Annotated in this window: 10 protein-coding genes; all 10 read left to right on the plus strand. The window is 46.3% G+C overall.

What is annotated here, in order from left to right; all coding sequences use genetic code 11:
• Positions 1 to 55 precede the first annotated feature (55 nt).
• The 10 genes from HF312_15195 to HF312_15240 all read left to right on the plus strand — a co-directional run bounded on the left by HF312_15195 (position 56) and on the right by HF312_15240 (position 15,046).
• Complete coding sequence (locus HF312_15195; GenBank protein ID MCU7521563.1) at positions 56 to 1,084, plus strand: PorV/PorQ family protein; 1,029 nt, start codon at positions 56 to 58, stop codon at positions 1,082 to 1,084.
• A gap of 61 nt (positions 1,085 to 1,145) precedes the next feature.
• Positions 1,146 to 2,750, plus strand: coding sequence for a hypothetical protein (locus HF312_15200; protein MCU7521564.1), 1,605 nt, complete (start codon positions 1,146 to 1,148; stop codon positions 2,748 to 2,750).
• Positions 2,751 to 2,819: 69 nt separating this feature from the next.
• Complete coding sequence (locus HF312_15205) at positions 2,820 to 4,088, plus strand: extracellular solute-binding protein (protein ID MCU7521565.1); 1,269 nt, start codon at positions 2,820 to 2,822, stop codon at positions 4,086 to 4,088.
• 12 nt (positions 4,089 to 4,100) lie between these two features.
• A complete protein-coding gene (locus tag HF312_15210; protein ID MCU7521566.1) occupies positions 4,101 to 4,964 on the plus strand; it encodes a sugar ABC transporter permease in 864 nt (287 codons plus the stop codon).
• Complete coding sequence (locus tag HF312_15215; GenBank protein MCU7521567.1) at positions 4,961 to 5,770, plus strand: carbohydrate ABC transporter permease; 810 nt, start codon at positions 4,961 to 4,963, stop codon at positions 5,768 to 5,770. The genes HF312_15210 and HF312_15215 overlap by 4 nt, the downstream gene beginning before the upstream one ends.
• 102 nt (positions 5,771 to 5,872) lie before the next feature.
• On the plus strand, positions 5,873 to 7,114 hold the full coding sequence (locus tag HF312_15220; GenBank protein MCU7521568.1) for a glycosidase: 1,242 nt from the start codon (positions 5,873 to 5,875) through the stop codon (positions 7,112 to 7,114).
• 34 nt (positions 7,115 to 7,148) lie between these two features.
• On the plus strand, positions 7,149 to 8,051 hold the full coding sequence (locus tag HF312_15225; GenBank protein ID MCU7521569.1) for a glycosidase: 903 nt from the start codon (positions 7,149 to 7,151) through the stop codon (positions 8,049 to 8,051).
• 65 nt (positions 8,052 to 8,116) lie between these two features.
• Positions 8,117 to 9,409 carry a hypothetical protein gene (locus HF312_15230; protein ID MCU7521570.1) on the plus strand — a complete coding sequence of 431 codons (1,293 nt, stop codon included), beginning with the start codon at positions 8,117 to 8,119 and terminating at the stop codon, positions 9,407 to 9,409.
• Positions 9,410 to 12,589 (plus strand): T9SS type A sorting domain-containing protein, encoded by a 3,180-nt coding sequence (locus tag HF312_15235; GenBank protein MCU7521571.1) that lies wholly within the window; start codon positions 9,410 to 9,412, stop codon positions 12,587 to 12,589.
• Between the two features lie 30 nt (positions 12,590 to 12,619).
• Positions 12,620 to 15,046 carry a glycoside hydrolase family 2 protein gene (locus HF312_15240; GenBank protein MCU7521572.1) on the plus strand — a complete coding sequence of 809 codons (2,427 nt, stop codon included), beginning with the start codon at positions 12,620 to 12,622 and terminating at the stop codon, positions 15,044 to 15,046.
• Positions 15,047 to 15,054: the final 8 nt, after the last annotated feature.

Raw genomic sequence — 15,054 nt, forward strand, 5'->3', positions numbered from 1 at the left:
TGTTATCAGAGAGGCGGCCTTAATAATTAAAAATATTTGTGAGTATGAGGTAGTTATGAAGAAAATATTGATACTGTTATTCTTAATATACCCGGCTGTACTGGAGGCGCAGATATTTAACAGAAATGTTTCCAAAACAGGTACCGTTGCGGCAACATTCCTCGAAATCCCCGTCGGGGCCTCGGCAATCGGAATGGGCGGCGCATTTGTAAGCGTCGCCGCCGACGCTTCAGCCCTGTACTGGAATGCTGCCGGTATAGCATCAATGCAGCAGATGGAATTCATGGCCCAGCATACTAACTGGCTGGCTGGTACCGGCTTCGACTATGCCGCCCTTATCCTCCCCTTGAGCGGAATCGGAACCTTCGGCTTCAGCTTTACCTCGCTCAATATGCCCGATATGAAGGTTACTACGGTCGATATGCCGCAGGGTACGGGCGAATTCTTCTCCGCCGGCGATATGGCTGTCGGCGTCTCCTATGCAATGAGCCTTACAGACCGCTTTTCCATAGGGTTTAATGCCAAATACATTCAGCAGAAAATCTGGCATGAAACAGCATCAGGCTTTGCGGTCGACTTCAGCACACTCTTCAGGACGGACCTCCTGAACGGTCTCATAATAGGCGCTGCTATTTCAAACTTCGGCACTTCAATGCAGCTCGCAGGAAGGGATACACGTACATTCGGACGCGTGGACCCTACAAAACAGGGATCCAATGAAAGGATTCCTTTTGACATTGAAATGGATTCCTGGGACCTGCCGCTTTTTATGCAGCTCGGAATTTCAACAAACGTCGTGAGGACTGAGGAACTCAAATGGATTGTCGCCGTCGACGCACTGCACCCGAACGATAACTATGAAAGCGTCAACGTGGGAAGCGAAATCTCTTATCACGATATGGTTTTCTTAAGAGGAGGCTTTAACTCGCTTTTCCTCAAGCAGAAAGAAGGCGGCCTGTCGCTTGGCATTGGCGTCAGCTCGGGAAATTTCTTCGGGCAGACCGGTATCCGTTTCGACTATGCATACAGGAATTTCGGCCGCCTGGAAAATATACACGTCTTCTCGGTCGACCTGAGGTTCTAAAGGACGTAAATCAACTATGAAAATTAAATAATCTGTCATACTGTCTAAGATAAAGGAAATTATGCCGTTAGGATGCCATAAAACTATTAAGATAAGCATCGCTATAACTCTCTTCTTATCTTTTTCCGTTATAAATGCCCAGAATGAGAATGACTTTAAAAAGTTTGACCTGGATAATAATAACTACAAGTCCCTCGTCGTGGCAAAGGTTGGAACGATTAAGATAACCGCACAGGAGTTTTTAACGAGCTATGAGTTCGGGCCTGCTTTCCTCAAAAGGGAAAAGAACTCCCTCAGGCGCTACCTCGATTTTATGATCTATGAAAAGCTCCTGGCACTGGACGGATACTCTAAAGGGCTGGATAAGTCGGATGACGTCAGAATGATGCTCTCCGATATCGAGGGTGACCTTGCAGCCGAAGAAATGTATAAAAAAGATATCTGGAATAATATCAGCGTAAGCCAAAAGGAAATTGAGGAAGGCGTTAAAAAAGAGCTCGTTCAGCTTGAGTTAAAGTGGATCTATAAACCTTCCTTTGAAGAGATAAAAAAAGACTATGAAAAAATACTTAGCGGAACCCCTTTCGACACACTCTTTAATGATCAGTTCCGCATGGGAGTTAAATACGAAGACAGGTATCTTTCATCTACAGCCTTCAGCCTTCAGAAGAAAAACCCCATCCTTTCGGCAATAGTTGATACCATGAAGCCCGGAAGCGTAACCCCTCCCGTTAAAACGCCTGATGGGTGCTACATACTTAAGTTTCAGAACGAGTGGCATAGCATGATAACTACAGAAAGTGAAATGGAAAAGCTGAAGTACGAGGTTGACCGCGCCATATTGAAAGAGAAGGCCGACTCGGCCTCAGACAAATACGTGCAGAGCCTGATGATGAAGGAAAACCCCGTAATTAAAAGAGAGGCCTTTAATATCATTAAGGCTTACCTTATAAATAAGTTCCTTCCGCCTGAAAAATACAAAGAGTGGAATCCGGAGAAAAACATACTTAAGGATTACCCGGACTTTGACTCATCCGATATAACTCCATATGAAAAACTTATACTTGTGGAGAAAAAAGATCAAAGCCTCACCATCCGGGATTTTATGAAGTGGTATACAACGCGTGAGCCTTATATCAACTTCAATAAATCTTCTCACCAGGCATTCTTTATGTTCCTGCAGAACATAGTCTGGCGCATGGTGCGCGACAACGTCCTGACACGCCTTGCCTTCAGCCATGGCTTCCGGAAGTCAGGTGATGTCATATTGCAGAAAAAGTGGTGGAAGGATAAACTCGTCTACTCAAAGATGAAGCTCGATATCGCCTCTTCAATAAAAATAGATGAAGACAAGGTAAAAGAATTCTACAGCAGCTACCTCCACCGCTATAAAGATGAGAAGGGGAATCCGAAGCCATATGACGAGGTAAAAGACGAGGTTAAGCGTGACCTTTATTCATATGAGTACGTAAAGAAAGTTGTTAACAGGGTCCTGGGACTAAAGGAGAAAATCCCCGTTAATATAAACGAAGACGTCTTAAATAAGCTCCCTGTTACGGATAAAGAGGATCCCGGTGCAATTGACGTCTACAGCGTTAAAAACGGCGGAACTTTCATGCGCCAGGCATACCCTGTAATAGACTATGAATGGCAGTACTGGAATTAATAAAAATCAAAACTAAATAATAAGAGGATTAAAATAACTTTTCCTTTTAGACATATTACAATCCTGCTAATGGCAATATTGGCTCTGTCTGGTGTCTCATGCAGTAAAAGAGGGGAGACTTCAGGAAAAGGAATGCTCTACTGGAGCTCCAACAACTCAGACGAAATTACTTTTGCAAGACTCGTTGTTGAGCAGTGGAACCGCCTTAATCCAGATAAACCCCTCAGGTTCCAGCCCGTGCCTGAAGGGCAGTCAAGCGAAGAGGTCGTGCTTGCAGCTGTCGTTGGCGGAACAACGCCCGACATCTATTCCAATATGTGGCAGGGGGACGTTGAGCTCTACGCCCGCTCGGGCAAGCTCATTGCCTTGGACAAAATTCCGGGCTTCCTGGAATTTTTATACCAAAGGTGCGACACTGCCGTTGTTAAGGAAATCACTTCTACCGACGGACACATATATCAGGTCCCGTGGAAGATTAACCCAATCATGCTCATCTATAACAAAAAAATGTTTGAATCCATCGGTATGAATAATCCCCCTTCAACATACCGCCAGTTTTTTGACGCGGCAAAAAAAATTAAAAGATTCGACCCCGAAGGGGGCTACGTAAACAGGTGGATCGGATACAGTGAAGTGCTAGTAACGTGGTGGCAGAGATTCTTCGACTTTTACCCCCTTTACCTTGCAGCCTCAGGAGGCGCCCCATTGGTAAAGAATAACAAGGTGGTCTTTAATAATAAATACGCCGTTGAAGTCTTCAGGTTCTTAAAAACATTGTACGACAACGGTTTCTTCCCGAGGGAAAGACTTTCTGCCCGGCGCGACCCCTTCTTAGGGGGCGACATTGCAACACGCTTTACGGGGCCGTGGGAAATTGTGCACGCGGAGCGCTTTAAGCCCGAGGGCTTTGAGTACGGGTTTTCAGGGCTCCCTGTTCCCGCGGACTCACTAATTGGACGCGCTTACACTTACGGCGATCCCAAAAATATAGTGATCTTTAATACGTGCAAAGACCCCGCAAGGGCTTGGGAATTTATTAAACTCATGATTACACCTGAAAACGACCTTTTAATGCTTAAGACAACAACACAGCTTCCAAGGCGTAAGGACCTGACAGAAAACGCCGGGTTCCTCGGCTACTTTAAGGACAATCCCCGGATGATGACCTTTGCAAGACAGTCAAAGTATGTGCGTGGCACGGACTCTTCCCCAGTCCTGAAGGAAATTTTTGACGCCATTTCCCAGCAGTACGAAGCCTGCGTTGTTTACGGAAAGAAAACGCCCGAAGAGGCAATTAACGATGCGGCAAAGGCTGCAAGTCTCATTATTTTACAATAATACTTCTATCTGATGAAAAAGGAAAAGAAAATAGTACCGTACCTTATGATTGCACCCTACGTCCTGCATTTCCTTATTTTCGTGTCCTTCCCCGTGGTCTTTTCCTTTATACTGATGTTTAACCAGTGGAATATTATCTCCCCAATGAAATTTGTAGGGCTTCAGAATTTCTACAAACTTTTCCAGGACGCGCAGTTTTTCAGGGCCATACTTAACACGCTCGTTTTTCTTGTAATCCATATTCCTCTGCAGATAATAACAGCACTCTTCTTTGCCGTTTTATTAAACCAGAAAGTCAGGTTTATAGGGTTTTTCCGTGCGGCATATTTTCTCCCCGTCATCGTCTCGGGCGTGGTGGTTACAATTTTGTGGCAGCAGCTCTACGCGTTTGAAAGCGGTCTTTTTAACCGCCTCCTTTCATCCATCGGGCTTTCAAAAGTGGGATGGCTTGTAAACCCTAACGTTGCAATGCCTTCAATTGCAATTATGGCAACATGGAAAAATGTGGGGCTTTATATCGTGCTTTTCTTAGTCGGCCTCCAGACCGTGCCGCCGCAGCTCTATGAAGCAGCGGAACTTGAAGGGGCAGGAGCGTGGCAGAAGTTCCGATACGTTACTTTTCCTATGATTAATCCTACGGTTTTCCTGGTCCTCGTGCTTTCAACTATAGGAGGGTTTTCTCTTTTTATCGAGCCTTATGTAATGACCGACGGCGGCCCCTTAAATGCCACACTCTCGGCCGTGCTTTACATATACCGCCAGGGATTCTATTACTACCATATGGGCTACGCTGCGGCGCTCGGGTTCTTTTTTGCTGCCATTATCCTCCTGGTTATTGTTCTGCAGAGAAGATATATTGAAAAGGAGACAGGATGAAAAAAGCTCTTGTATACCTGGCCTTAACACTAGGGGCCGTAATATTTATATATCCCTTTATATGGATGCTCTCAGCCTCCTTTGCCCCGGAGCGCGAGATCGGAAGCCTGGTCTTTATGCCTGACACGTTTACTACAACGAGCTATACGCAGGTGCTGGATAAGATCCCCGTTACAAGATCACTTGTAAACTCCCTTTTTGTTGCGCTCTCAATTACATTTGCCGTCATCCTTTTCGGCTCAATGGTCGGCTACGCTTTAACGCACCTCGACTTTAAGGGCAAGAGCCTCATCTTCTATGTAATTATTTTTACCATGACGCTCCCGTTCCAGATAACACTCATACCGCAGTACATACTTATGGTCAGGTTCCACTGGGTTGACACATACCTCGCGCTTATTGTGCCTTATGCCGTAAACGGACTTTCCATTATAATGTTCCAGCAGTACTTCAAATCCATACCTAAGGATATGATAGACGCGGCACGCATCGATGGGTGCGGGGAGTTCAGGATCCTTTTCCAGATCCTCTGGCCTAACTCAATCCCCGCAATTATTACAGTGGGAATAATAACGTTTATGGGAGCCTGGAATGAAGTCCTCTGGCCTATAATAGTAATAAGAAACCAGGACCTGATGACAATGCCCCAGCTCATAACGCTTTTTGCCGTTGGAGGAAGAGCAGAATCTCAGCTTGGCGTCAAGCTTGCCGCGGCTGTAATGCTCGCAGTCCCCATTGTTGTAGCCTATGCATTCTTCCAGAAATATTTCATCCAGAGCATGGCATCTTCAGGAATGAAAGAGTGAAGTCAATTAAAAATTAAAAATTAAAAAGTATAAGAACTTAAAACTCAAAACTTAAAATTCATAATTCATAATTCATAATTCAACATTAAGCATTCAACATTTATGAAAGACCTGATAAACTTTACCGACATAAAACTCACCCCCGATCCTTCCCGGGTCTTGATGCAGCCATTTTATCCCGGCAGTGAAGAAAGGGTTAAAAGGGTGCTGGAAAGAATAATGAGCCTGGATGAAAAGAAAGCCGGGGAGCTCTTTGAGAACGTCATGGCTAATTTTTCCGGAAGGCACAGGAACACTTCTGAAACGTTTGAGAATAATTTTAAGATCATTGAAAAATACTTGCCCCGGCCCGTTACGCCTCATAGACGCCTTTTGATAGGAGCGTACTTCTCAAAGGAGTATTCAATTGAATCGGCCGCGCTGTTCAACCCTTCAATTGTCCCGCACTTTCGGGATCCCGCCTCGGGCAGGTTTATAATGAGCTTAAGAGCCACGGGTGAAGGACACATCTCTTCAATAGAATTCAGGGAGGGCACAATAGACGGCGGCAAAGTCACTCTGGACCCTTATTCAAAGTTTCTTGACGCAGGTGAGGCAGTAAGTGAAAGTGAAGATTCCTATGAGATAAAATTCCGGGATGAGGTGCCGCTTTCAGAAAAAGTCCTTTTCCCCTATAGTCCTTCTGAATCCAACGGAATGGAAGACGCGCGCTTTGTAAGATTTATTAGTGACAATGAAAGCCCCGTCTATTATGCAACTTATACGGCTTATAACGGCCACAGGACTTCTATCGGTCTCATTGAAACAAGTGACTTCAGGGACTTCAAAATAAGCCGCCTTCAGGGCAGTGAAGTCAAAGATAAGGGGATGGCACTCTTCCCAAAGAAAGTGGGAGGGCGCTTTATGATGATCTCCCGCCAGGATGGGGAAAACCTTTACATCATGGATTCCGACAGTGTCGGTACGTGGAATAAAAAAAGCCTCCTCAAGGTGCCGGTCTTTGAATGGGAGTTCGTTCAGGTGGGTAACTGCGGCTCACCCCTTGAAACTGAAGCCGGCTGGCTCCTTATGACTCACAGCGTGGGGGCTTTGAGATCATACTTCATCTCGGCAGTCTTACTCGACCTTAACGACCCTTCAAAGGTAACAGGCTACCTTCCTGAAGTGCTTATTTCGCCGACGGAAAAAACCCGCGAAGGCTATGTGCCGAACGTCGTCTATTCCTGCGGCTCAATGATCCACATGGGAAAACTTATTATACCTTACGCCATGGCCGACTCGGCTTCGGGCATCGCAGTCGTAGATGTAAATGAACTCTTAAACCGTTTTGTAAGAACTATGTAAATATAAATAGCTTAATGAAACAGAGGTGGAAAAGATGGGAATATTAAAAAGCGGCTTAAACCCTATACTTACAAAGGAAAATGTTCCTTTCCGCGTAAACAGTATTTTTAACGCCGGGGCGGTAAAATTTAAGGACCAGTACCTCCTGCTCTGCCGCGTGGAGATGCCTAACGGCAGGTCGTCTTTTGTACTTGCAAGAAGCATTGACGGCAAAAACTTTAAGGTGGACGCTGCCCCCTGCCTTAGTCCCGAAGAACACGGTGAGTTCTATGAGTTTGTTGAGTGGGGAATTGAAGACCCCAGAATTACAAAGATAAAAGATAAATACTATATCACTTATACAGGTTACTCCAACTATATGCCCCTTGTCATGCTCGCGGTTACAGATGACTTTAAGGATTTTGACATTCTGGGACCCATAACGGAACCCTCAAACAAGGACTGCACACTTTTCCCGGAAAAAATTCATGGCGATTACTGGAAAATGGACCGCCCTTCAAATGAATCGAGGAACTATATATGGCTCAGCAAAAGCCCTGACATGGAACACTGGGGAGGATACAAATTCCTCATGGGCCCCACACCCGGAACCTGGCAGGCCGATAAGGTCGGAGGCTCAACCCCGCCGGTAAGAACAAAGAAGGGGTGGCTTTTATTATATCACGGCGTGCGCGGCTTTGGAATAAGCAACATTTACAAGATAAGCGTAATGATGCTTGACCTTAAGGAACCGTGGAGGATTATTGGCAAAAGCCCCGAACCCATACTCATGCCGGAGAATGACTATGAAAGAGTGGGCGACGTTCAGAACGTGGTCTTTACAAACGGCTGGGTCCTTGAGGATAGCGGGGAAGTGAAGATCTATTATTCGGGGGCCGACTCCAATATCTGCCTTGCTACTACAAGCGTGGATTATTTAATTTCATTATGCAAATGAAATCTCGGGCCGCATCCTGAAATTAGTCTTTGAAAATAAATTCTCCTTTTTTTAAGGATTATAATATGCTTTTAAGAATTACTGCAGCACTTGTGCTTATTTTTTCCTCCTCCTTCGCCCCGTGCCTTAATGCCCAGGATGAGGTGGATACCAGCATCGTTAACTCGTCGCACCTGGACCGCCTTTATGAAAAGATAAATCTGGACGGCAGGGATATGGCAATTGTCCATATATACGCCGAGGCACCGGACTATAACTGGACTGAAGCCAAAGGAGAGGGCATTGCATGTGTCGACGATGTGGCGCGTGCTGCAATTTTTTACCTCAGGTATTTTAACGTTACACATAATGCCGCACACCTGATAAGAACAAAACTCCTGCTGGAATTCCTTTTCTATATGCAGGCCGAAAACGGACTCTTCTATAACTTCATCAACAGCGACCACTCAATTAATAAAGAAGGTGCTAACAGCAAGCCTCTTGCCGACTGGTGGAGCTGGCGTGCGCTATGGGCAATGGGCGAGGCTTACAGATATTTTTATGAAAAGGATAAGGACCTTTCAATGCGCCTCCAGAATAGCCTTATTAAAGGCTTCGAATCCATAAAGGAGTTTATAAACCGCTACCCAAAGAAAACCGATGTCCAGGGGCGCCGCCTTCCTACATGGCTCCCGTATCAGTACGCTTCCGACCAGGCCTCGGTACTCATACTGGCCCTTGCACCTTTTTATCAGGTGAGCAAGGATACTCTGGTTAAACGCTATATAGAACACCTGGCATCTGGAATAATGGTTATGCAGGCAGGGGACTCTCTGAAATTCCCATACGGCGCTTTCTTAAGCTGGGAGAACATCTGGCACGCCTGGGGATCTAATCAGCCGGAGGCACTTCTTGTCTCAGGGGATGCTCTGAAAAGCAAGACTTATGAAAAAGACGTAAAGCTCGCACTCGATTATTTCTATGGCTACCTGATGAAGGAAAATTACCTCAATGAGTTCAGCGTCGTTAACGACTCGGCTGAGAACCTCTCCCGGTTCCCGCAGATCGCCTATGGCATAGGTCCCATGGTAACCTCCTGCCTCCAGGCGGCAAAGGTGTTTAACGATCCCTCTTATTCGGAGAAGGGAGCTAAAATTGCATCCTGGTTTTTAGGCAATAACGCCGCGGGAATAACAATGTACGAGGCAAAAACAGGCAGATGCTTCGATGGAATAGTTTCGGCTGACAAGGTAAACTATAACTCCGGCGCCGAATCCACAATTGAAGCCCTGCTGGCAATACTTGCAGTTGAGGCAAACCCACAGGCCAGGCAGGTAATGATGGAATATTTCAGCCGGACCGGAAAAAAGAAAGAGTAAATGAAAAAGACTTCTTGTGCAGGTGAGCATGTGACTAAGAAACTGATATACTGGTGGCTCTTAATTATTATATCCATATTACCGGGCAGAGCTATGTTTTCGCAGCAGATAAATGTAAACAGAATAGAACTGATGCCGGATATCCCCGCGCCATACGAAATGCGTAACTGGAAGCAAGTGGCCCTGGGCTACGACTCCCTTGTCTTTAACCTGAATGCACAGGGGGATTACCTCCCGCTCATATTCATAAATAACAACACGGTTAACTACCCCGGCCACCCGAGCTTCGGGCTGCATACGGTTGTTGGAACGCCTTACCCTAATAACGGCGAGGCAATAAATGTCCTTCCTGCTGTAGTTGGGGCCTCCCTTGCCGGAATTGATAAAAGCAGCCAGAACGGCTATAACTGGGTCCTGATGTGCGAGGAGTATTTTAACCGCCGCCCTCAGGAAAATGTCTACCTTAACAGTCCCAATTCCTCGAGCGGAGACGACTGGTGGTATGAAACAATGCCTAACATTTTCTTCTACCAGCTCTATAGCATGTACCCGAATACAGGCGACTTTAAGAACCAGTTTACAACTGTTGCCGATAGGTGGCTTCAGGCGGTTCAGGCAATGGGGGGGAGCCAAACCCCATGGCATATCCCTAACATGAACTACCGCGCATTCAGCCTTTCCACCATGAAGCCTAACCCTCAGGGCGTAATTGAGCCTGAAGCCGCGGGCGCAATAGGTTGGATCCTTTATATGGCGTACATTAAAACGGGAGATGAAAAGTACAGGATTGGCGCCGAACAGTCGTTGGAATTCCTGAACAGCCTTTCATCAAACCCCGCCTATGAACTTCAGTTATCATACGGAGCCTATATTGCCGCCCGTATGAACGCCGAGCTCGGTACAAAATACGACATGCAGAAAATTGTGAACTGGTGCTTTGACGTGGGGCCTCTAAGAAGCTGGGGCTCCATTGTGGGTAACTGGGGAGGCTACGATGTATCGGGACTTATTGGTGAGGTTTACCAGCCGGGCTACTACTACGCATTCTTAATGAACTGCTTCGAGCAGGCAGGCGCCCTGGTCCCAATGGTCAGATACGACAAGCGCTTTGCGCGCGCAATAGGCAAGTGGATGCTTAACGTCGCAAACGCCGCAAGGCTATTCTATCCCAAATACCTGCCTCCTGAAAATCAGGACAGCTACACCTGGTCCCAAAAGTACGACCCCAATTCATACATCGGCCACGAGGCTATAAGGCAAACTGTAAACACTAAAACTCCTTTTGCTACGGGTGACGCCATCTCGGGCGGCTGGGGCAAAACCACTCTGTCACTTTACAGCTCTTCTCACGTCGGAATATTCGCCGGAATTATAGATACAACAAATGTGGAAAAAATTCTGAGGCTGGACCTCCTGAAAACGGATTATTTCCATAAGGATGCCTATCCGTCATATCTCTATTTTAATCCTTACGACACGGATAGATCTGTTTTAATGGATCTTGGAACAGGGAGCCATGACATTTATGACGCCGTTTCCGGGAGCTTTATTAAAAAAGGTGCAAGCGGCCAGGCTGAAATATCTATCCCTGCCCGGGGGGCTGTAATTGCAGTCCTCACCCCCGCAGGCGGAACGGTTACTTATGATGGCGACAAAATGATGGTTAACGGCATCACCGTTGACTATCAGTCGGGCCGCCTCATGGGGCAATATCCTCCCCGTATAAAAAGCCTTTCTTCCGGCTCATCGGAAATAGCCTTGGGTACAAGCCTGAACATATACTCCACGGCTGAGGATAAAAATACCGGTGACACACTTACGTATAAATGGTCTTCCTCCGGCGGAACTATCTCCGGCACAGGTCCTTTAGTTAAATGGACACCTCCTGACTCCCCCGGGACATACAAAATTTCATGCACTGTGACAGATACAAAAGCTTTAAGCGACACTGCAAGCCTTACAATCCGGGTGGTATTGCGCCTTAATAATCCTCCGGTAATTTTATCCATTAAAGCAGATCCCGGGAAGGTGGATCTTAATGCAAGTACCACAATTACATGCGTGGCCTCGGACCCGGATAAGGATTCACTTATTTATTCCTGGACTGCCCGTTCCGGAACACTGAGCGCTTCAGGACAAAAAGCCGTCTGGAAGGCGCCGGGACTGGCAGGTAATTACTACGTGACATGCACGGTCAAAGATACCATGGGAGGTACGGCCAGTGACAGCATCTTAATCCCGGTAAGGGATTTTTCTTTAACTCCCGTGGGACAGATGGTGCTCTATCTTCCCTTTAACGGCAATGCAAATGACGCAAGCGGCTACGGGCATAACGGCGCTGTTCATGGCGCTGCCCTTACAAGCGACCGCGCGGGAAACGTAAACAGTGCCTACCGCTTTACGGGTCCAAACAGCTACATACTTGTCCCGAATGATACATCGCTTAACTTTGTAAATGGAATAAGTGTGTGCTTCTGGATGAAACCTTCTGCTATATTAAATGAGGAGGCTTTCCTTGTCTCACACGGAAGCTGGCAGAACCGCTGGAAACTTTCAATTACAAATAAAAAAGTAAGATGGACGATAAAAACAACCGCGGGCGTAAAGGATTTGGATTCTAAAACAACCCTCTATGCGGACTCTTTGTATTTTGTTGCAGGACTCTATAACGGCTCCGACTTTGAGCTTTACATTAACGGCAGCCTCGATAACTTCTCTTTTTTCTCGGGCACTCTCCTTAAAACTTCCTACGGCCTGACTATCGGGCAGATGCTTCCTGATAACAATTTCTATAACTACCAGGGCGTGCTGGACGATATAAGGCTTTATAATTACGCACTACCCATAAGTGAAATCCAGAAGCTCTACACAATCCCTGTTTCAGTGGAGGAAGAAAAGGGAATTATCCCAAAGGAATATTCCCTCATGCAGAACTACCCGAATCCCTTTAATCCCGAAACCGTAATAGAATTTCATCTGCCTGCATCAGGACAGGTAAATCTTTCTTTGTTCGACATGCTGGGGCGCCGCATTGCCGTTTTAATGGACGAGTACAGACCGGCAGGCATTTATAAATACAGGTTTTCAGCAGGTGCTTATCATCTTACAAGCGGAGTCTACTTTTACTCCCTTCAGGCCTCAGGGTTTACTGAAACACGCAAAATGGTTATTCTTAAGTAGAAATATATCTTAACAAAATTCAGGTGACTCTTGGAAACGAAATTTTTTCTTAATAAAGGCTGGAAGTTTACCCTCCAGGAAAACGCTCCCTTAAAGCAGAACGTAATTAAACCCGACGAGTGGTTTAAGGCTCAGGTGCCGGGAACGGTGCATACGGACCTCCTTGCAAATAAACTCATAGATGAGCCCTTCTACGCTGATAATGAAAACGGCCTCCAGTGGATTGGCGACGTTAACTGGCTCTATAAAACCACCTTCGACCTCCCGGAAGGCTTCAGCCTCGACAGATCCTCCTTCCTTGTCTTTGAAGGGCTTGATACCGTGGCCGACATATTCTTAAACGGGAGCAGTATTGGTACGGTCTCAAATATGTTCCTTGCATATAAGTTTGACGTAACGGGAAAACTGAAAAGGGAGAAAAATACTCTTGAAGTGCTCTTTACCTCGGCTGTCCGGTGGGCGCGCGAGAAGGAATCAAAACATGGAAAACTCCCCGTCGCCTTAAGATCTGAACGCGTGTACGTAAGAAAAACCCAGTACTCATTCGGCTGGGACTGGGGACCTGCTTTTATTACAATGGGTATCTGGAAACCGGTCTACCTCCTGCAGCCCGATGAAGCCCAAATTGATGAGGTTACTTTTGAAACCCTTTCCATTGAGGACAATTCAGCACAGGTGAGAATTAAAGTTAATACCAGCGGAAACATGCTTCAGGACACCAGGCTTGAAGTCAGGCTTGAATCCAACGGGCAGAAGTTTGAAAAGGCATTAACACCGGAAGAAAAAAATCAGGCTAAAGTCACCTTCAGAATTATTAACCCTAAACTCTGGTGGCCTAATAACTTCGGGCGCCCGGACCTTTATACCTTAAGCGTAAGACTCCTGAACGACGCCTACGAAGTGGTGGACGAAAAAGTAAAGAAGGTGGGTATACGTACCGTTGAGCTTCAGCAAAATGACAATGGCAAAGAAACATTCCGCTTTATAATTAACGGACGTCCCATATACGCAATGGGCGCCTGCTGGATACCTTCGGACTCATTCCTTCCCCGCGTGGGCGACGACATTTATCAGAGCCTCCTCAATAAAGCAAAGGAAGCCAATATGAACATCATCCGCGTTTGGGGCGGCGGAATATATGAGATGGATACTTTCTATAATATATGCGACGAGCTTGGACTTATGGTATGGCAGGATTTTATGTTCGCCTGCGCCTCTTACCCTGAAACAGATGAGTTCTTAGAAAGTGTAAAAGAAGAAGTAAAACAGAACGTCGAACTCCTGAGGCACCACCCGTCTATTGTCCTCTGGTGCGGCAACAACGAAAACGAGTGGATATGGTACCAGGATCAGCATGCCTCGTACGAGAAGATGCCGGGCTATAAGATCTATCACTCGGTTATTCCGGGACTCTTAAAAAAATTAGATACAACAAGACCCTACTGGCCTTCAACTCCCTTTGGTAAAGGGGAAGACCCCAATTCAATGCAGAGCGGCAACCGCCACCAGTGGGATATATGGAGCCGCTGGATCGATTACAAAAGCGTAAAAAGTGACACCAGCCTATTCGTTACTGAGTTCGGCTTCCAGGCCCCGGCAAATTATGAGACGCTTAAAGAAGTCCTCCCTAAAAAAGAAAGACACCCACAGAGCCGCAGCTTTGAATTCCACAACAAACAGGTCGAAGGCCCCGAAAGGCTCTACAGGTTCCTCTCCGGACACCTGCCGGTAAGAGAGGACATAAAGGATTTTATCTATCTTACACAGCTTAACCAGGCGCTTGCATTAAAGGAATGCCTAGAACACTGGAGAGGAAGATACTCTGAGACAAACGGATCCATTATCTGGCAGCTTAACGACTGCTGGCCCGTTGCAAGCTGGGCTTTAATTGATTCGGAGCTGAGACCGAAACTTGCATACTACTTCGTTAAGCATGTATTCCAAAGACAGGCTGTGGCTTTTACAAGGGAAACTCAGGAACTCACAGTTATGAACAGCAGCCCCGACAGCTTTACAGGAACAATCCGCCTGCACGAAATTTATGTCCCTAAGGGCAAAGTTCAGGACATTGGAAGGCTGGACGTAGAGGTTGAGGAGAATTCAAACGGGGCCTTCAGTATCCCTGAATATGAAAAGAGCTCCCGTAAGGAAAGCATCATGCTTGCGTCTTTATATGACCGAGATAAAAAACTCATTCACAGGAATTTTTTCATGGAAGGGGAGTGGAAGCACATTAAACTTCCTCCGGCCGGAATCACCATAAACGAAAACTTTTCCAACCATGCCGTTATAACCTCAGACAAGCCGGCATTTTTTGTGCGCCTCAGCCACCCGGACATTACTTTTGCCGATAACGGCTTTATTCTCCTGCCGGATGAGGAACTGACGATCTCCTTTACGGGAACAAACGGTTCGAAAAAGAAAATATCATGCTATTCTTTAAATGACTATCTCTAGAAGGAGAT

Source organism: Ignavibacteria bacterium, from assembly GCA_025612375.1.
GTDB lineage: Bacteria > Bacteroidota > Ignavibacteria > Ignavibacteriales > SURF-24 > JAAXKN01.